We start from the raw sequence: 19813 nt of genomic DNA, 5'->3' as shown, positions 1-19813 counted from the left end.
GTGCTAAAAGATAAATGATTAAACGCTTCCATCTTCATTTTCCTTGTCTAAATATTTCTGAATAACATCAATTGCATTAGTCATAACAGCACTTAATGCGGTGTGGATATCAATTCAAAGAAAATTCAAACCAAATAGGAACGTGATCGGATATTTTTCGGGCTTCTTTTAGTGTACTAAAATTTTTATAAAAAGGAATAATACCGGAATTTAGAAGTGTAGTTTTAGAAGTTTTGTAATACATATTATCAAATTCAGAAGCGAGACAAATCTCTTTTTTGCATTCTTGTTTCAATGAGGTTTTTTGGTTTACTAAAATAGATTGAAATCCCATTTTTTTCAACGAATTGAAAACCGAATGTGATTGCGGACAGTTGAAGTCTCCTGCAAAAATTAAATTCAAGGTGGGATATTCATCAGGTAAAAATTTGAAATATTTAATCTCGGATTCGGGTTGCATTTTTTTAGTAATAGCATGAAAATTGACTAGCGTGAATTGTTTATTTTTATATTGAAAAGTGCAAAAATAGGGCTCTCTTTCAATCTCTAGCTGGTATTTTTTTTCGAGCCAAGCTTTTCCTATTTTCTTTACTTTGCTCGATTTCCAAATGAAGGCATATCTTTCGGTTTTATAGGCACTGCTGCTGGTGGGGTCACTGATCACATACTCCCATTTAGCTCCTTTTCGGTTGAGCTCATCCGCTAATCGTGCTACTGCCTGTGCGCCGCCATATCCGGCAACCACTTCCTGAATGGCAATTATGTCATAATCTTTCAGCGTTTTTGCAATATAAGTAATGGTTTCTTCGGATTTCGATTTTCCAAAATTGGCTATGTTCCAGGAAAGGATTTTGGTTTGAGCGAAAGTAAAAGTGGCTAGGAAGAGGAACAGTATGGAAAATAGGAGTTTCATTTAATTAGGAGAATAGTAGTATCACTTTTTACGGATAGAATTAGAGTAGCTCAAACGTATGATAATTAAATGGAATTTGAGGAATTTTTCGAGTCTTATGGATTGTTTAATATTGTTTTCTGATGTATTTTATTTTGGTTATATCGACAAAGAAGAAATTTCATTACTTATACTTGTTATATGATTCTGCTTTTTCGAGAAAAAGTTTAATTATCTGCACAAGAAGCAGTATGTTACATATAGCGGGTAGTCAACGATAATTACAGTTTTAATATTTGATTTTTTTTGAGATTCATATAATTTTTTTTAAAGTTTGGCGTAAACAGTCAAATGACCATAGTTAGGAACTAAAGCTAATTCTTGTTGTTATTTATTTTATAGTTGTAGATCCCTTTTTGGACTTCATTGATACTGTTGATAGTCTCCAGTTTTAATTTTGCCAATATTTTTTCTTCTATAATTTCACCATTTTTCAAACGGATTTTTATGCTATAGCTTTTGTGTTCATTCATTTTTAAAAAAATAAATACAATCAAAAAAAAAGGAATCAGTAAGATTAGGTCTATTTGCAGGTACAAATAGGAAAGAAAACCCAAGGATAATGATACCAAAATAATTACAAGAGTATAACTTGGCCTCATTTTATTTACTTTTACGTACGTTTTGTCTAACTCAGAAAATAATATTTTTTTTATTTTTTGTGTTTTATAAGTCAAAACTATTCCGTTTTCTGTTACCGTTATTTTTCTGAAATTGTTATTGTAAATCATTTGTTTAATTATAATTTATATTCTTGTCAACTTTTAGAATTTATGGTGCAACACGTACTTTAATGACTTAGGTCAAAAGGTCATAATACAGGATTTATTTCGTACTGTAAATACTTTTACAAAGCAAATCACTTCCCTTCATAAGCCCCAACAGTTTCCAGTAATTCCTTTTCAAATTGATAAATGTCATCAATTGACTGAATGTGATGTTTTATTTCGATTTTGTCTTTTAACTGAATGATTTTATCCGCTAGGGATTTTAGTTGAATGGTTAATTCCATAGTATTTTGTTGCTAATTGGTTTCAAAATTACTTCCGTAAAAGATAACTTCTTTACGGTTTTCCTCATTTGGATTGTTTTTTCCAAATTTTTTATACTAAATAAATAATAAATATTCCGCCGATACTCAGTACAACTATTTGTATTGAAAACAACAGGATGTATTTTATAATTATAATTTTTTCCATTGATTCTTTTTTTTACGTTCCGATGTGTAAATAACTTTACCTTTTCGTTGTCTTGAAGAGGTTTTTAGCTTTTCTTGAGGTATAGCAATCCCAATTGGACTTTGTATTGGATTTGCAAGAGGTATTTGATTTTTTCTTTTTAACGAATCAGTTTGCCTATTTGTTTTTTTGTCTATAGCTGTATCCGTTTGTTTTGGTACTACTAACACATCGTCATCATATTTTATATATGTCTGGTTGTGAAGTATTTGTCGGTGTTGAGGTTGTTTTTTTGGTTCTGATTTGCAAGAGGTTAGGATGCAAAATGACAGTATAAAAAAGATGGGTTTTTTTATTTGGTTTTTGAACTCTCGATAGTTGTCCTTTGTCAAGATCCTTCCTTCGGAATATCGAGCGAATACTAATTTGGTTATTGTAAACTGGAGCATTTGTTTCATTTGATTTTTTATAAACCAAATCTAGCAACTTTTGAAATCTATTTTTTACGGGAAACCGTAAAGACATCATTTTTATTAAAATCAGGCTATGATTTACCAATACAATGGTCAAAAGAAGAAGTTAATTTAAGCTAATTTCGCAAACTTAAGTAGCAAGAAAGATATATTGTCGCAATTATTAAAAAGATTTTTTGCCACAGATTGTAAGGATTAAAAAGATTTTTAAAATTACATAACGAATTAATCTGTGCTAATCTGTGAAATCTGTGGCAAAGAAATTTAGTACTTTATTAAAATACGACATTAAATTTTAGTCATCACTTATCTTTGGTACAACCGTAAAAAATATATCAATTCTACCGCTATGTTTTAGGATTTAATCACCGTGTCAAAAATCTTTGGAGCGCTGTAAATGACCTTAGCAATTGATTGTTTTTGATGCTTTTAAATTGCAGTAATAACGTTATTGGAATATTTTTTTTAGTTTTTAATAGTCTGAAATGCGAATTAGACTAATCCTAAATCTTTAGTGATGGCTATAAGATGTACGTTATTGTTTGCTTTGAAATATATTTTAAGCCTATTGATGCGTTTTTCAAGACTACTGGTGCCACTAGGAATAACTCCGGAATTTTTAAATTCCGAGGCAATATCCTCCAGGGTTAATCCATTGGATAAAGATTTTAAAAGTAAAATATCATAGGCTTCAATTTCAAAAAGGGATTTGTTTCTTAAAGCATGGCGTACTTCCTCAGATGGATGAAGGTTCTTATTATTATAAATATTTTGTATCGTTTTCTTGAGTTCCGGAATACTGTCTCTTCCTTTTGATACATAGGCATTTATTCCTAAATTAGTATACAGTGATTTTATTCTAAAGGATTTGTCTTCTATCGAAAACACAATGGTTTTAAGTTCAGGCTGTTCTTTTTTTACGGCTTCAATGAGTTCCTCACCAGAGGATAATCGATCCTGACGGTGATCGGGTTTAAATGATAAATCACTAATCAACAAGTCATAGGGAACTTTGTCATGAAGGGCTCTTTTTATTTTTAGGAAAGCTTCATCACAGTATTTGGCATGGTGAATTTCTAAAATAGAAAGCTCTCCTAGTGCTTGAATTATTGCGATGCTTATAGTGTCTAAATCTTCGGCAACTAAAACTTTATGGAACATATGGACTAGATTATATTGGAAAAATAAAACGGACTCTAAATCCTTTGTTGGATTTACTGTCAAAATTAAGGGTTCCTTTTATGGCATGAATACGGTTTTCCACATTTTGAAGTCCATTTTTTGAAGTTAATTCTTCAAGCGTGGCTCCAATACCATTATCAGTGTAATCGACTTGTAATTTATTTTGATTTTTTTTGAAAGTTAATACAACTAAACTGCATTGACTGTGCTTTTTCATGTTGACCAGTAACTCTTGTAACACTCGGTAAAGCGTTATTTTTTTAGTACTGTTTACAGCGTTCCACTGAATTGTATCCATTCCATTGGTTAATATATTGATTTCATTTGTTTGAAAACCGGACATCATTTCTTTTAAACTAGTTTCAAACAGTGCTCCCGCTTCAATGGCGCTGTTTTCCCTTGAAATGTTTCGTGTCCGGGAATAAATAGTGTCCAGGCTGGTCAGTAAAACTTCTTTATTTTGTGCGGTGGATAAATCTTGCGTTTCTGCAAATGCCATGGTTTGATACACATCGTTAGCTAGTTCGTCATGTAGTCTTTTTGAAATTCGAATTTCAGTAGTGTATGAAATTTTTACCTTTTCTCTCCGGTTTTTAGCCATAAGAAAATTTGCTGCGGAAATGCTTATTATTACGGTGAATACGATTACAAAGGATAAAATTAGATTTCTATTTTTTTGCTTTTCTAATAAAAGTGCATTTTCTATTTTTTGTGTTTTTAGTTCTAAATTTTCATTTTTATCTTTTTTAGAATCATATTTTATTTTTGCAAATTGATTTTTTGATTTTTGTCGGGCTTTATTGATGCTGTCATTGATATGGAGGTGAAGAATGGAAAATTTTTTTGCTTCCTTCCCAACGCTATTTCGTATTAATAACGCGATTGCTTTCAATCGATCATCAACATTGTTAATTTTTGTTGCTTTTTCGTAAGCTAATTGTGCATATTTATAAGATAATACAGGATTGGGTTTTTTATAGAACTCAGCAATATTAAGATAACTGGTGGTAATTCCAAAGTCATCTTTTATTTTTTTTCTTATGATTAAAGCGGTATTCAGATAATGAAGACTTCTTGCATCACCCATTTTGAAATAGCAATAGCCCAAATTATCAAGAACCCTGGCATTATTTTCCTCATCGTTTGAAATGTTTGTATGGAGAGTTAATGGCAACAAAAGCTGCAGTGCGCTTTTGTAATCATTTTTGCCTATATACGCTACGGCAATATTATTTGTAAGGATTGTTTTTTGTGATTCATCCGGGATTTGATTGAGTGCTTTATTATAGTACAGTATTGCATTGTCATAGTCATAGAGTCGCTCGTAATTAATACCTAATATGTTATATACAGCACATTTGTAGTAGCGATTTGTTGTTTTTTGGAATAATGAAATAGCCTCAGTAGCCGTGGTTTCACTACTCATATAATCCCCTTGTATTTGCTGAATTACAGCCATTTTTAATAAGGAATAAATTATTTTTTCAGTATCCGTTCCTTCATTACAAACTAATTTTGATTCGTTGTAGTAATAAAAAGCACTATCATAAACCTGGTTTTCAAAATGTTTTTCTGCTCGTAAAAAATGCTGTTGGTAGTGCGGGTTGCTTTTGATTTGTGTTGCAATGGTACTTTCTTTTTTGCAAGATATAAATCCTGTAAATAATAGGATGAGTGAAATTAAAAACGGGGAATTCAACTTTTTAAGTTTCATACCCCGAAAATACACAAATTAATTTTAGATATGGATGTAATTCTATATTTGTATTTTTATTTTGGAGGAGGAATTTTAGTTTGTCCATTCGCACCTCCTCCTGTATCATCAGCGGATACTTGTTGTTTGTTATCTGGAGTGGTTTGTACTTCGTCATTGGTACAGGAAACCATTGCAATTCCGGCAATGATTAAACACGATACTAGTAGTATTCTTTTCATTTTTTTTTGAATTAAAATTAAATATGGGTTGGTCAGTCCGATTTCGAAATTGAATTGTTATCAGGATTAGCCTACCATAAAAGATTAGCTTTTTTGGGAAGTAAGTGTGCTGAAAACAGAATAGGACCATCTATACTTCCCGAATAGACCGACCAGGCTGTTTTGTAACACTTTTTTTAAGAACTAGTTTTGTACATTTGTCTTGATTGCAATTCAAGACAGCAAAGAATTCTTAAGCAAAGGAATGAGGATAGTGCAGTTTGTTCTCAAAGGAATTCCGGTAATTCCGGTAATTCTGATAGTTTCCGACTAATGCTTATAAATACCAAAATAGGAGTATGAATAAAATTACTTTTGAGGAGTATAAACGTGCCATTAAAGCAGAATATCAAGTCTCTAAAATGGATGAAGTGTCGGGAATATTATTAAATCCAACCCCTGCACAATTGCGGAATCTATGCTTGATAAAATTGGGTAATGGCCTGTCTAATGCAGATGAAAATGTATTTAAAATGTTTTTTGATGCTAAAGCGGAGGATACTTTGAGACGGGTAATTGAAAATTTTGATCTCGGAAAATTTAAACCCATTATATCCTTTCTAAAAGGACAGAAAGATTCTGATACTGCGGCTAGAATAGAATTAGCAGCCATTTTGGTAGATTTTATTCCAAGGCCTTATAATACGTATTTACTCCATGGTAAGAGTAGCGAAAGAGATGCTCAAGAAAGTGTTAAAGCGTTTCAAAAAAAGAGAATGACCGATGTTGGTATTCAATTAGTGATCCCTACTAATAATGTTCTAGCAGGAATCTCTCAATATACGCATTGGAGAAAATCAGGAATTATTCTTGCTATTTTGATGGCATTATTTTTTATGGGATATACTGTAAAAGGAGTTTTTTTTGCAAAGAAGGACTGTATGAAATGGGCGGGGAATTATTATGTAGCAGTAGATTGCTTGAATGACTATGGACAGTTTGGAATTAGTAGTTCCATTGATGAGGAGGTGATGAAATTAAAGAAAGTAGATTGTAGTAGTACGTTGCAATTCTTTAATAAAGAGACACCTATCGTGTGGTATTGTAAGCGTGATGGAGTGATAGAACTTTTCAATATGGCAGGATTTCACCCAGTAACGGGAAAACCACTAAAGCCTATTACCAAGTACATTATCAAAAAGTATAATTTAATGCAATGATGGTGCAGAAGCAGTTAAGCTGAACCGTATGTAAAAAAAAAAACCCAATCTTTCGGATTGGGTTTTTTATATAAGTAAGTAATCTAAATTGAGTTATAAAACGTTTATTTTACTTTATTAAGTACTGCTTTGAAAGCTGCTGGGTGATTCATTGCTAAATCAGCAAGCACTTTACGGTTCAATTCGATTCCGTTAGCTTTTACTTTACCCATGAATTGTGAATAAGACATTCCTTCCAATCTAGCTCCAGCGTTGATACGTTGAATCCATAATGCACGCCAATTTCTTTTGTTCACTTTTCTGTCACGGTAAGCGTAGCACATTGCTTTCTCTACCGCATTCTTAGCAACTGTCCAAACGTTTTTACGTCTACCAAAGAAACCTTTGGCTTGCTTCATTATTTTTTTTCTTCTTGCTCTTTTTGCAACTGAATTTACCGATCTTGGCATAATTTTTATTGTTTTTTTGTAGCAGGCGGCTTGAATTAAATCAAAAGCGCTTAATGGCCGTACTCCAAGGTTATTTTAAATTGTTTTAACCTAAAGACTATTTAGTCAAAAGTTTTTAAAGTCGAATGTCCAAAGGCTTTAAGACCTTTGACTTTGCAACTTTAAGACTTATTAAATAATTCTTAATTGTTGTTTGATGCTTTTCATATCTGTTTTGTGAACTAGCGCAGAGTGAGTCAATGCTAATTTACGTTTTTTAGACTTTTTAGTCAAAATGTGACTTTTAAAAGCATGCTTTCTTTTAATCTTTCCAGAACCAGTAACTTTAAAACGTTTCTTGGCGCTAGATTTGGTTTTCATTTTAGGCATTTTTTCCTAGTGTTTTAATTTATTCGTACTTACTTATTTTTTCCTCTCCCCAGCCCTCCCCAAAGGGGAGGGTGACGAGAAGTTATGTTTGTTTCTCTTTTTTTTGTTCCCTTCCTTCGGAGGGGTTAGGGGAGGATATTACTTTTTCTTTTTAGGAGCGATGAACATGATCATTCTCTTTCCTTCCAGAACAGGCATGGCTTCTACTTTTCCAAATTCTTCAAGATCTGTTGCCAATCTCAACAATAAGATTTGACCTTGGTCCTTGTATATGATTGAACGCCCTTTGAAGAAAACGAATGCTTTCAATTTGGCTCCTTCTTTCAAGAATTTTTCTGCATTCTTTCTCTTAAACTCATAATCATGCTCATCGGTCTGTGGGCCAAAACGGATTTCTTTCACAACAACTTGTGTAGATTTCGCTTTTAGGATCTTATCACGTTTCTTTTGCTCGTAAACAAATTTCTTGTAATCCATGATTTTGCACACCGGTGGTTCTGCATTTGGAGAAATCTCAACAAGATCCAATTCAAATTGATCCGCTAATCTTAGAGCTTCCGAAAGTTTAAAAACTCCCGGCTCAATGTTCTCTCCTACAAGTCTTACTTCTTGTACACCACGAATAAGACTGTTTATTCTGTGTGCATCTTTTTTTTCTACGCGAGGTTGGTAACCTCTGTTGCTTCTTATTGCTATGACTTTATAATTTAAGTTAAACTGTAAATACTTTTAATGTTTTATTGATCTCTTCATTTACAATAGCAACAAATTCGTCTATTGTAACGCTGATATTTCCCTTTCCTTCTTGTCCGTGACGACGGATAGAGATGGTTCCGTTTCTCTCTTCTTCCTCGCCTACGATCAACATAAACGGGGTTTTTTGCATTTCGGCATCTCTGATTTTCTTCCCGATTGTCTCGTTTCTATTATCTATGAGGGCGCGAATTTCGTGATTTTCTAGCAAATCTAAAACTTTTTTCGCATATATTTCATATTTCTCGCTCAAAGACAATATTATAGCTTGTTCCGGCATTAACCAAAGAGGGAAATTTCCTGCAGTATGTTCTAATAAAATAGCAATAAATCGTTCCATTGATCCAAAAGGAGCTCTGTGAATCATCACCGGTCTGTGTAATTCATTGTCAGATCCTTTGTAGGTCAAATCAAAACGTTCCGGCAGGTTATAATCTACTTGAATGGTTCCTAATTGCCATTGTCTTCCCAAAGCATCTTTTACCATGAAATCCAATTTTGGACCATAGAAAGCGGCTTCACCATATTCAACGACGGTGTTCAGCCCTTTATCTGCAGCAGCATTAATAATCGCATTTTCTGCTTTTTCCCAATTTTCATCACTACCGATATACTTATCTCTGTTTTCTTTGTCTCTCAAAGAAATCTGAGCGGTAAAGTTTTCGAATCCTAATGAACCAAATACATACAATACCAAGTCAATTACTTTCTTGAATTCTTCATCCAGTTGTTCCGGTGTACAAAAAATATGGGCGTCATCCTGAGTAAATCCTCTTACACGGGTTAATCCGTGTAATTCACCACTTTGTTCGTACCTATAAACGGTTCCAAATTCAGCATAACGTTTTGGTAAATCTTTGTAGGACCATGGTCTTACATTATAAATTTCGCAGTGATGGGGACAGTTCATAGGTTTCAATAAAAACTCTTCACCTTCAGCAGGAGTGCTTATAGGTTGAAAACTATCAGCACCATACTTAGCATAGTGTCCTGAAGTGACATACAATTCCTTCTGACCTATATGTGGCGTAATTACTTGCTCATAACCCGCTTTCTTCTGTGCTTTTTTTAAAAACTGTTCTAAACGATCTCTCAATGCAGCTCCTTTTGGCAACCATAACGGTAAGCCTGCTCCAACTTTTTGTGAAAAAGCAAATAACTCTAATTCCTTTCCTAGTTTTCTATGGTCGCGACGCTTTGCCTCTTCTAGTAATAAAAGGTATTCCGTAAGATCCTTTTGTTTCGGAAACGAAGTTCCGTAAACCCGGGTCAACTGTTTGTTTTTTTCATCACCGCGCCAGTAGGCACCGGCAACACTCATTATTTTCATCGCTTTGATGATTCCAGTATTTGGAATATGACCACCGCGGCATAAGTCAGTAAACGTATCATGATCGCAAAACGTAATCGTTCCGTCCTCAAGATTGGTTATCATTTCTGTTTTATAAACGTTGTCTTTGTATAATTCTAAAGCGGCTTTTTTAGATACAGGACGCAGCTTGAATTCATGTTTTCCTCTTGCTATTTCAAGAACACGATCCTCAATTTTCTTAAAATCCGCGTCCGTTATTTTTTGATCTTCAAAATCCACATCATAATAAAATCCATTAGATATTGCTGGTCCGAGCGTTAATTTGATTCCTGGGTACATTTCCTCCAGAACCTGTGCCATAACATGCGAAGTAGAGTGCCAGAATGCTTTTTTTCCGCCCTCGTCATTCCAGGTATACAAGATAAGACTGCCGTCTGTCGTCAAAGGAGTTGTGGTTTCAATAGTTGTATCATCAAAAGAAGCCGAAATCACATTTCTGGCAAATCCTTCACTAATGCTTTTAGCAACATCCATCGGTGTTACCCCTGAAGCAAACTCTTTAACTGACCCGTCGGGCAAAGTAATCTTAATCATTGTTTATTATTTTAAGAATGCAAATATAGCGCATTGCAGAAATACACACAATATATAAGTAAGGTTTGTTGCTATATGGGTGTAAATACAAAATCATAACGGATTATAAACGAATGAAAAGCAATCATTTATTTTGGGGGAGTTGTCTGCTTTTTTAGTTCGTTTCGTTCGTTTTCTACTATCTATTGCACGCTTTTCTTTCGTAAAACAAAGGAAAAGCCTTTTCACATTTATCAAAACTCAATTACACGATTAGTTTTCTGACGGACTTTAAAAAAATAAAATCCTGATCTTGCGGAATAAAATCCAATTTTGAAAATGTTTAATTTGACTCTTTACCATTTACTTCTCACCCTTCACTTTGTCAATTCACATTTTAAAACGTTGTATCTTTGATTCTTTAGCACCTTTAAAAAATATTTCAATAAAAATGAACATCCCAAACTCACCTTTACCCAGAATAGTTATTATAGGCGGTGGCTTTGCCGGAATTGCGTTAGCTAAAAAACTCAAAAATAAGAAAGTCCAAGTTGTCCTTTTAGATAAACACAATTACCATACTTTCCAACCACTGCTGTATCAAGTTGCTACAGGCGGTCTTGAAGCTGGTTCTATTGCTTCCATGGAATCCGAAACCTATCCGCAAGGACATCCCATGATGGCGCAACCTGCGATGCAGCAAGGGAAATTATTGGGCGAAAACTTAATAAAATTAATTGAAAATAAACCCATGGAAGCTTTTGAATACAATGATAAAGGTTCTATGGCAACCATAGGAAGGAATAAAGCGGTAGTCGATTTGCCTGGATACCATTTCAGCGGCGTTTTTGCCTGGTTTGTCTGGATGTTTGTCCACTTGTTTTCACTGATTGGTTTCAAAAATAAAGCCGTCGTATTCCTGAATTGGGTCTACAACTACATTCGTTTTGATCAGGAAGAAAGACTAATCATAAGACCTTACAAAAAGAAAAGTTTTATAATTTTCGCAAGTGACGAGGTTTAATTGTGTAAAGTCTTAAAGTCAAATGTTGAAGGTCTTTTTAAGTTTATTGTCTTTCGACTTTAACCTTTTTGCTTTCATTAGTCTGCAATAAAAATCAAATTAAGTACTTTAAATTAGTGCTTTAAATTCTCTTTTTTCTTTGTAAATATTTAAATCTGTCTCAAAAATTAGTATTAAAAACCCGTTGGGTGTAATTATTTAAAACGTCAGTTCGAGTGTTTTTTGTGTAGTAAAACGGAACAAAAAATGTATCGAGAACAGTTTTTAATACTAATTTTCTAGTTCTCGATATAATCCCGCCCAAAAGCGGGATCACTCGAACTGACGAAAATTATCATCAAAAATTAATTGCACCCAACGGGTTATTGAAAGGATAATCATTTTACTTTAAGACTTTTGACTTTCAAACTTTAGGACTAAAAATCCTTTTCTTTGTAATAATTTACCATCAAATTTATAAATTTACTATAGCCCTCGATGCCGTCTTTTTGCTGGTTTGCTTTCAGGAATTGATCATAAAAAGCATGGAATCCTTTGTCGATAATCGTGTCGTATTGCTTCCAGAAATGCTCACTTTCTTTGTAGTTTTTAATAATACCGGGATGAACAGTGTTTAATAATTGTTTAAAAACCACCTCGTCTCGGGCCTTCCAGTTGCTTAAACAATATCGCAAAGCCATGCTGTACCCTGAATATTGAATATACAAATCATCATTTTTGACCGAAGCTAAATACCCAATAAAATTGCATTCACTTTCGCTTGCAAAGCCTATTTGGTGTGCCATTTCATGATTAGTAGTCATGGGGAAACTGTACATTGGACCCAGGTAATTAACCTGTGCTTCATTGGTAAACGGATTCAAATAGCCTCCAAAACCCATGTAGGTCAAGGGCAAACTAATTAGCGATTTTTTAGTGCTTAGCTTTGAATAGGCGAAGTAAGGATGTTCCGCTTCCAGGTTTTTATATCCATTCATACTCATTTCAAAAACCTGTTCTTGAGAGTACGGGAATACCACTTTCAAGCTGTCATTTTTTGTGAGTTGGTTTTGAACGGCATTGGTTTTGGCAATTATTTTTTTGGTGAAAGCCAATAAATCAGCATCTGAATAGTCTTTTTGAATTTCCATTTTTTCAAAAAGCGGTTCTCGGTAATAATTCAGTGCCCAAAGTACATGAAACAAAAAGTAAAAAACCGAAACAAAGCTCAGTATACTCAAAAGGGTGTCTTTCCAATTGGATTTCCATGTTTTTCGTTTGTTCCAAAGCCATTTGAAAACAAATAAAATAACTATGAAATAGAGACAATCGCCTATGGAAAATGGAATTTCTCCCAGAATGGTTCTCGAGAACAACGAAAGTATCGGGTAGAGACCATTGCTATACCATTCTTCTACCTGTTCCGGATAGAAGGAAATAATTTGTAAAAGCAGTATTTGGATAAATAGAAAGGAGGAAAGGAAATATTTTGTTTTCAATGGTTGAATTTTGGAAATGTAAATATAATTACAATATCAATTACTACCGTAAGGAATTTAAACTTTGTAACTTTGGGACTTGTAAATGTTAAACCTCAAACACAAATAAATGAGTCAAGAAATAAGAAGTCTGGAACCAAAAGCACTTTGGAACAAGTTTGCCGATTTGAATGCCGTGCCTCGTCCTTCTAAAAAGGAAGATCGTGTGATTGCGTTCATAAAAAAATTTGGCGAAAGCCTTGGATTAGAGACTTTTGAAGATGAAATTCGCAACGTAATTATCCGAAAACCGGCAACTGCTGGTATGGAAAACCGAAAAGCTATCGTACTTCAAGGACATTTGGATATGGTGCACCAAAAAAATGCTGATACTGTTTTTGATTTTGATACCCAAGGAATCGATATGTATGTAGATGGAGATTGGGTTCGTGCTCGAGGAACAACGCTTGGTGCTGATAACGGTCTTGGAGTTGCTGCGATTATGGCAATTTTAGAAAGTACTGATATTCCGCATCCTGCAATAGAAGCTTTGTTTACTATTGACGAAGAAACAGGAATGACAGGAGCACTGAACTTAAAAGGAGGTATTCTGGAAGGTCAAATTCTTTTAAATATGGATACGGAAGAAGATGATGAAATAGATATTGGTTGTGCAGGAGGAATTGATGTGACGGCCACTGCAGAGTATGATGAAGAGGCCACTCCCGAAGGTTCTGTGGGGTATATAATTACTGTAAAAGGCCTGAAAGGCGGCCACTCCGGAATGGATATTCATAAAGGGTTAGGTAATGCCAATAAAATTATGAACCGATTGTTATTTGATGGTTTTGATAATTTTGGTTTGCAAATCTCCGAAATAAAAGGAGGAAGTTTACGCAATGCAATTCCGCGTGAAAGTCAAGCTAAAGTAATTATTGCCGAAGTGTATGATGAAGCTTTTGTTTTTGACATGCAGCAAATTGTAAACGAAATCAAAACGGAACTTAAAACTACAGAGCCAAATTTAGAAGTTGTTTTTGAAAAAATGGAGGCAGCTCCTGCTAGAGTAATGCCGACAATTGCTCAGTTTTATTTTGTACGATCTATGTATACGGCGCACAACGGAGTGTACAGCATGAGTGCTGATTTTGCAGATTTAGTAGAAACATCGAATAATATTGCCAAAGTAATTGTAGGTGATGGACAACTTTCAGTACAATGTTTAACACGTTCTTCTGTTGAAACGGCTAAATTTGATTTGGCCAATGCGTTGCGTTCCGCTTTTGAACTAATGGGTTGTGAAGTAGAATTTTCAGGTGCATATCCTGGTTGGACACCAAATTCAGAATCTGAAATTTTGGATGTTTTGGTGCCAATATACGAAAAACAAAACGGTGAAAAACCAAAAGTAGTGGCGTGTCACGCAGGATTAGAATGTGGAATTCTAGGGACAAATTATCCGGATATAGACATGATTTCCTTTGGGCCAACCATTCACGGAGCGCATTCCCCTGATGAAAGAGCTAGTATTTCTTCTTCTCAGAAATTTTGGAAATTTGTTTTGGAAATTTTAGCTACTATTCCAGTCAAATAAAACAAAGTGTTCAGTAATCAGTTTTTAGTATTCAGTCTATTTGTAACTGAATACTAAAAACTGCTCACTGCTCACTAATAATTAGTCTCTTTTGGGAGTGTTTTTCTTGTCTCTTTTTTCTTCTTTCTTTTCTTTAGCCGTTTTTAAAGGCTCTTTCTTTGCGGTTTTCTTCGCGTCTTGACTTTTTGCCATGATATGGGTATTTGGGTTTTGTTTTTAATTCTTGATAAAGGTAAATGTATATAATATTTTTGATTTGTTTGAAATATTACTTTAAAAAAGCCCCAATTTCTTTAAGAATTGAGGAATGATTTAATTTATGGAAATGGCAAAATTTCAATATAAGAGTATGTTTTATTTTATCTTTAAAACTTTATATTCTTCATAACAGCCACTGATAGCATCCATGATTTGTAGGTCGTTTGCTGTTTTTATAAACGATTCAGAGTAGTTGCAGCGTTGCAAAATTTCAGGAATTTCATTTTTGTCAATACCTAAAAGTACCGCAATAGTTTCTCTGTCGAATTTTGATTCCAATAGATTTCGAACGGTATCATCCTTTTTTAATTCTTTTAGTTTCTTGAGTTCTTTGGGGTTGTTACCAAAGAAATTATAGAGCATATCTGCTGGATTAAAGATGGAGCCCAATACTCTTCCAAATGCATTTGGGGAATATTGACCCGCTTCGTATCCTTGTGTTAATCCGGAAATACTGTAGCGGTAATTTTCACTGATAGGAATAATTTTAGTATCTACTTCAAGATATCCGGTTAGATTAAAAGGTCTTATAACTATTTCTTCAAGAGCGATTGCTTTTTCTGTTAGCTGTATTTTGGTGCTTTTATTTTTTATCCAGTCATTAGTAACCCGGACACGAAGAGATTGGAATCCGAGACTGGTAATGTGAAGTGTGTCATTTAGTTGTACATCGATTTCAAAATGGCCTCTTGAATCGGTTGTCGCTCCTCTGACTTTATTAATATTAATGATGTTTACACTAGACAATGGTTCTCTAGTTGTGTTACTGATGATGACACCATCAACTTTTTGGGAAGGTTTCTTAACTTGCGCAAAAGCAGGTACAGATAGTACTAAAAAAAAGAAAACTACAAAATATTTCATAAACTGATTTAAGACTTTAAAAGTAATAAAACAGGATTAAATATTTTGTAGTTTCAGTATATAATTATAAGAATATTAACAATGAATGTTAGTCTCTTCTTGGTCTTCTTGGTCTTGGTGTGTCACCAAAGCTTTCAGAACGTCTTGGTGCTCTGTCAGAACCTTCTGTTCGGGGTCTGTCAGATGAAAAACCACCTTCTCTTCTTGCTCCGAAACCACCTTCTCTAGGAGCAGAATTTCTGTCACTTCTAAATCCACCAGAACCTTCTCTTCTTGGAGCAAAACTACCTTCTCTTCTTGGAGCTGAACTTCTTTCGCCACCAGAACGACCTCCGCCAAAACTTCCGCCAGAACTTCTTCCATTGTGATCACGTCTTCCGCCACCATCATTCTTAGAAATTTCTACATTGATTCTGCGTCCTTCTAATTGTACGTTATTCAATACTTCCATTACTTTATCGGTATGTTCCGGATCTGTGTTAAAGAAAGAGAATCCTTCTTTTACATCAACTTTGAAAACGTCATCACGACCTAAGTCCAATGTTTCTTTCAAGTAATCCTTCAATGACATCCAGTCAAAGTTATCTCTGGAACCTATGTTCACAAAATATCGTGTTGCACCACCATTGTTATTTTCTCTCGGAGCACCATCTCTATCGTCGCGCTCACGTCTTTCAGAACCGGAAGCTTGATTAGAAATATCTCTGGTTTTCTTGTAATAATTGATAAAACGATTAAATTCAACCGATACCATTTTCTTGATTAATTCCTCTTTTGATAAACCTTCAAGAACGCTATTAATTGCAGGAAGATAGTTGTCAATTTCGTGATCAACTTCGGTATCTTTAATTTTATTAGCTAAGTGTAATAATTGGATTTCGCAGATTTCAATTCCAGAAGGAATCGTTTTTTCTTCGAATTTTTGTTTGATGATTCTTTCAATTGAAGAAATCTTACGCAATTCACTTTTAGTTACGATTACGATAGAAGTTCCTAATTTACCAGCACGGCCAGTACGACCTGAACGGTGGTTGTAGGTTTCAATTTCATCTGGTAATTGGTAATTTACTACGTGAGTAATGTTATCAACGTCAATTCCACGTGCAGCAACATCAGTAGCTACAAGCATTTGGATTTGTCTTCCTCTAAAAGATTTCATTACACCATCACGTTGCGCTTGAGATAAATCTCCGTGCAATGCAGCAGCACTGTATCCGTCTTCAACTAATTTTTCAGCAACAGCTTGCGTATCTCTTTTGGTACGACAAAATACTACTGAGAAAATATCTGGATTAGCATCGGCTAAACGTTTCAAAGCTTCGTAACGATCACGAGCATTTACAAGGTAAAATTCATGCGATACTGTTGCAGAACCTGAATTTTTAGCTCCAACTGTAATTTCAATTGGGTCTTTCATGAATTGTTTTCCAATTCGTGCTACTTCGGCAGGCATTGTAGCTGAAAACAACCAAGTGCTTTTTTCGTCTGGCGTAGTAGACAGGATGTTTACGATATCTTCGTAAAAACCCATGTTCAACATTTCGTCAGCTTCGTCAAGAATACAATAGTTGATTTGAGAGATGTTTACCAAACCTCTATTAATCATATCTTGCATTCTTCCTGGAGTTGCTACAATAATTTGCGCGCCTCTCTTTATGTCTCTCGCTTGATCTGTAATGCTAGCTCCACCGTAAACTGCTACCACATTAATACCTTTTTCGTATTTAGAGTAGTTTTTAATTTCGTTGGTAATCTGCAAACAAAGTTCGCGTGTTGGAGATAAAATTAATGCTTGAGTATTTCTGTTGTTGGCATCAATTTTCTGAATAACTGGAAATCCAAATGCTGCCGTTTTCCCTGTCCCTGTCTGAGCCAACGCAACCATATCTGTGTCTTTTTCCAATAATAGGGGAATCGCTTTCTCCTGTACTTCGGTCGGATTTTCAAATCCTAGATCTAAAATCGCCTTCAGTAACGATTCACTCAATCCTAATTGTTCAAATTTATTCATATGTATTTTTAAAATAGGGTGCAAAATTACTGTTTATAATTCATATAAACTAATGCTATTTTAAGATTTTACAATTTATTATAATTTGATTATCAGAATGTTATCGTTTTGTTTGAAAATTAATCGTTTTGATTTGGTGTATTTAGTGTGAAATTTTTATTTGGAATTCAAATTTTTGTTATAAAAATAGTACAATTGAATCGTTTATTTATTCATCTTTAGAAAATGAATCAGTTGTTGTGTTGCTTTTCCTCTATGGCTTATTTTGTTTTTTATATCTAATGATAATTCGGCAAAAGTTTCCTGATAGCCATCAGGTTGAAAGATCGGATCGTAACCAAAACCTTGATTACCAGTTTTCTTTAAGGTTATTTCACCACCAGCAATTCCGGTAAACAGATGTTGTTTCCCGTTTAGATTTAGTGCTATAACTGTCTTGAATTGTGCTTTTCTATCCTCTTTATCCAAAAGGGCATCTAATAATTTAGTCATATTATCATTTGCATCGCGTTGCTCGCCTGCATATCTGGCAGAATAAACGCCGGGTGCTCCATTTAAGGAATGGACTTCGAGTCCAGTATCGTCTGCAAAACAATCGCATCCATATTTTTCAGTGATGTAATTTGCTTTCTGAATGGCATTGCCTTCAATCGTATCGCTTGTTTCCGGTATGTCTTCAAGACAACCGATACTTTCTAAACTTACAATGGTTATGGTTTTAGGAAGCATGCTTTGTAATTCGAAAATTTTATTTTTATTGCTGGAAGCGAAAACGAGTTGCATTTTTTTAGTTTAGGTTGTCAAATATACATTTTTTAAAAACAGTGTTGTCCGGTAAAATTATTTAGATAGAATTTGAAGTTTTTTATTGGATAGCAAATGAATTAATAAATGAGACAATCCGTTCCTTGTGGGTTTGCACAAGGGATAGCAGTGGAAATCCTTTTATATTTTGTCAGGGTTTTTAATCCTGACAAGATATAAAAGATTGTAACGAATAGCCCGACCACGCTGTAACGCTAGTGAAAGCGTGGATGTGCCCAAATACAAACTTTATTTTTTATCTACTATAGGTCTTTCGGCGCGGTTTGCCAGTTCCCAGGCGGTTACAAATGCAAACTGGGCTCTTTTAGTCAAGGCATCATATTCAATTTTGTCCGGACTATCAGTAGGTTTGTGGTAATCAGCATGGACGCCATTAAAAAAGAAAACAGAAGGCACACCGTTTTTGGCAAAATTATAATGGTCAGAACGTTCGTAAAAATGATTTGGATCTTCTGGGTCATTGAATTTGTAATCCAAAACAAGATTGGTGTATTTAGCATTTGCAATGGTACAAATGTTATCCAGATCAGTTGATAATCGATTGGCTCCAATGACGTATACGTAATTATTGCTGCTGGCATGGGCATCATCGCGACGGCCTATCATGTCAATATTGATATTGGTTATGGTATTGGCTAATGGGAATAGAGGATTTTCAGAATAATATCGGGAACCATGTAGACCATGTTCTTCGCCGGTAACATGGAGAAATAGGATGGAGCGTTTTGGACCATGACCTGCTTTTTTAGCGATTTGGAATGCTTGTGCAATTTCTAATAATGCAACAGTTCCGGAACCATCATCATCAGCGCCGTTATAAATTTCTCCGTTTTTTGTCCCTACGTGGTCGTAATGGGCAGAAATGACCAAGACCTCATTTGGTTTTTCAGAACCCTCAATATAGGCCCAAATGTTTTCAGAATCCGGTAAGTTTTCATTGCGTTTTGCATTTAGGAAGGCGGCAGGAATTTTTTGGTAATAGTCAGAAGCGTCTGTAGGAAAGGAAATTGCATTTTCCTTATATTGATCAATGAGGTAAATCCCCGCTTTTTTTTGCCCGGCAGATCCTGTTTCACGGCCTTCCATTTCGTCTGAAGCAACAATATAAAGGTGCGTTTTTAGTTCGCTAGCGGTTATTGTATTCATGTATTTTGTAGGATCAACGCGAGCAACGCTAGATTCTTGAGAAGCACAGCTGATGGTTAGAAAAACCATGAAGGATAATAAAGAGATTTTTTTCATTTTTTTTACTGTTGATTAATAAAGGCGTATCGGGCAAAAAAAGGGATACTATAATAAGGAATAGAATAAAGTTAATAAAAAATAACAGGCAGCTTTTTAGGAAAGAAATGGCTCTTCGCCTAAATTAGTGGAATTGTATTTTTAGACAATTTAATTTATAAAA

18 protein-coding genes are annotated in these 19813 nt (G+C 34.5%); 3 read left to right on the top strand and 15 right to left on the bottom strand.

Annotated elements, in window-relative coordinates:
- Window positions 1–109: 109 nt before the first annotated feature.
- The 6 genes from EKM00_RS07570 to EKM00_RS14720 form a co-directional block, all read right to left on the bottom strand.
- Window positions 110–913, bottom strand: a complete 804-nt coding sequence (locus tag EKM00_RS07570) for an endonuclease/exonuclease/phosphatase family protein (RefSeq protein ID WP_126454035.1) — start codon at window positions 911–913, stop codon at window positions 110–112.
- Between the two features lie 353 nt (window positions 914–1266).
- The gene (locus EKM00_RS07565) at window positions 1267–1683 is read right to left on the bottom strand and encodes a hypothetical protein (RefSeq protein ID WP_126454033.1); all 417 of its coding nucleotides are present in this window, start codon (window positions 1681–1683) and stop codon (window positions 1267–1269) included.
- Between the two features lie 128 nt (window positions 1684–1811).
- Window positions 1812–1964 carry a hypothetical protein gene (locus EKM00_RS14725; protein ID WP_158614731.1) on the bottom strand — a complete coding sequence of 51 codons (153 nt, stop codon included), beginning with the start codon at window positions 1962–1964 and terminating at the stop codon, window positions 1812–1814.
- A 1131-nt stretch (window positions 1965–3095) separates the two neighbouring features.
- Entirely contained in the window at window positions 3096–3764 is a 669-nt protein-coding gene (locus EKM00_RS07560; RefSeq protein WP_126515782.1) for a response regulator transcription factor, read from the bottom strand.
- A gap of 10 nt (window positions 3765–3774) precedes the next feature.
- Complete coding sequence (locus EKM00_RS07555) at window positions 3775–5499, bottom strand: tetratricopeptide repeat protein (RefSeq protein ID WP_126515781.1); 1725 nt, start codon at window positions 5497–5499, stop codon at window positions 3775–3777.
- A gap of 56 nt (window positions 5500–5555) precedes the next feature.
- The gene (locus tag EKM00_RS14720) at window positions 5556–5720 is read right to left on the bottom strand and encodes a hypothetical protein (RefSeq protein WP_156063249.1); all 165 of its coding nucleotides are present in this window, start codon (window positions 5718–5720) and stop codon (window positions 5556–5558) included.
- 338 nt (window positions 5721–6058) lie between these two features.
- Between EKM00_RS14720 and EKM00_RS07550 the strand changes: the two genes are divergently transcribed.
- Window positions 6059–6919 carry a hypothetical protein gene (locus EKM00_RS07550; protein WP_126515780.1) on the top strand — a complete coding sequence of 287 codons (861 nt, stop codon included), beginning with the start codon at window positions 6059–6061 and terminating at the stop codon, window positions 6917–6919.
- A gap of 104 nt (window positions 6920–7023) precedes the next feature.
- Here the strand turns inward: EKM00_RS07550 and rplT are convergent, their stop codons facing one another.
- The 4 genes from rplT to thrS form a co-directional block, all read right to left on the bottom strand.
- On the bottom strand, window positions 7024–7368 hold the full coding sequence (gene rplT, locus EKM00_RS07545) for a 50S ribosomal protein L20 (protein ID WP_126515779.1): 345 nt from the start codon (window positions 7366–7368) through the stop codon (window positions 7024–7026).
- Window positions 7369–7539: 171 nt separating this feature from the next.
- Window positions 7540–7737, bottom strand: coding sequence for a 50S ribosomal protein L35 (rpmI, locus tag EKM00_RS07540; protein ID WP_022827375.1), 198 nt, complete (start codon window positions 7735–7737; stop codon window positions 7540–7542).
- Between the two features lie 138 nt (window positions 7738–7875).
- Entirely contained in the window at window positions 7876–8433 is a 558-nt protein-coding gene (gene infC, locus EKM00_RS07535; RefSeq protein WP_370273076.1) for a translation initiation factor IF-3, read from the bottom strand.
- 16 nt (window positions 8434–8449) lie between these two features.
- Window positions 8450–10396, bottom strand: coding sequence for a threonine--tRNA ligase (thrS, locus tag EKM00_RS07530; protein WP_126515778.1), 1947 nt, complete (start codon window positions 10394–10396; stop codon window positions 8450–8452).
- Window positions 10397–10826: 430 nt separating this feature from the next.
- Between thrS and EKM00_RS07525 the strand changes: the two genes are divergently transcribed.
- Window positions 10827–11399: an FAD-dependent oxidoreductase gene (locus EKM00_RS07525; RefSeq protein ID WP_126454022.1), complete on the top strand. Its 573-nt coding sequence runs from the start codon at window positions 10827–10829 to the stop codon at window positions 11397–11399.
- A gap of 416 nt (window positions 11400–11815) precedes the next feature.
- Here EKM00_RS07525 and EKM00_RS07520 read toward each other — a convergent pair whose 3' ends face one another.
- On the bottom strand, window positions 11816–12877 hold the full coding sequence (locus tag EKM00_RS07520) for a DUF3810 domain-containing protein (RefSeq protein ID WP_126515777.1): 1062 nt from the start codon (window positions 12875–12877) through the stop codon (window positions 11816–11818).
- A gap of 109 nt (window positions 12878–12986) precedes the next feature.
- Between EKM00_RS07520 and EKM00_RS07515 the strand changes: the two genes are divergently transcribed.
- Window positions 12987–14450: an aminoacyl-histidine dipeptidase gene (locus EKM00_RS07515; RefSeq protein ID WP_126515776.1), complete on the top strand. Its 1464-nt coding sequence runs from the start codon at window positions 12987–12989 to the stop codon at window positions 14448–14450.
- Between the two features lie 354 nt (window positions 14451–14804).
- On the opposite strand, the gene EKM00_RS07505 is transcribed toward EKM00_RS07515, so the two are convergent.
- From EKM00_RS07505 to EKM00_RS07490, 4 genes are all read right to left on the bottom strand, one after another.
- Window positions 14805–15572: a carboxypeptidase-like regulatory domain-containing protein gene (locus EKM00_RS07505; RefSeq protein ID WP_126454015.1), complete on the bottom strand. Its 768-nt coding sequence runs from the start codon at window positions 15570–15572 to the stop codon at window positions 14805–14807.
- Window positions 15573–15660: 88 nt separating this feature from the next.
- The gene (locus EKM00_RS07500) at window positions 15661–17583 is read right to left on the bottom strand and encodes a DEAD/DEAH box helicase (RefSeq protein WP_126454013.1); all 1923 of its coding nucleotides are present in this window, start codon (window positions 17581–17583) and stop codon (window positions 15661–15663) included.
- 204 nt (window positions 17584–17787) lie between these two features.
- The gene (locus tag EKM00_RS07495) at window positions 17788–18366 is read right to left on the bottom strand and encodes a non-canonical purine NTP diphosphatase (protein ID WP_126454011.1); all 579 of its coding nucleotides are present in this window, start codon (window positions 18364–18366) and stop codon (window positions 17788–17790) included.
- 270 nt (window positions 18367–18636) lie between these two features.
- A complete protein-coding gene (locus tag EKM00_RS07490; RefSeq protein WP_126515775.1) occupies window positions 18637–19650 on the bottom strand; it encodes a M28 family metallopeptidase in 1014 nt (337 codons plus the stop codon).
- Between the last annotated feature and the right edge of the window lie 163 nt (window positions 19651–19813).

Origin of the sequence: Flavobacterium sp. RSP15 (genome assembly GCF_003968755.1) — a bacterium.
Classification (GTDB): Bacteria; Bacteroidota; Bacteroidia; order Flavobacteriales; family Flavobacteriaceae; genus Flavobacterium.
This window is presented reverse-complemented; position numbering and strand designations above follow the sequence as displayed.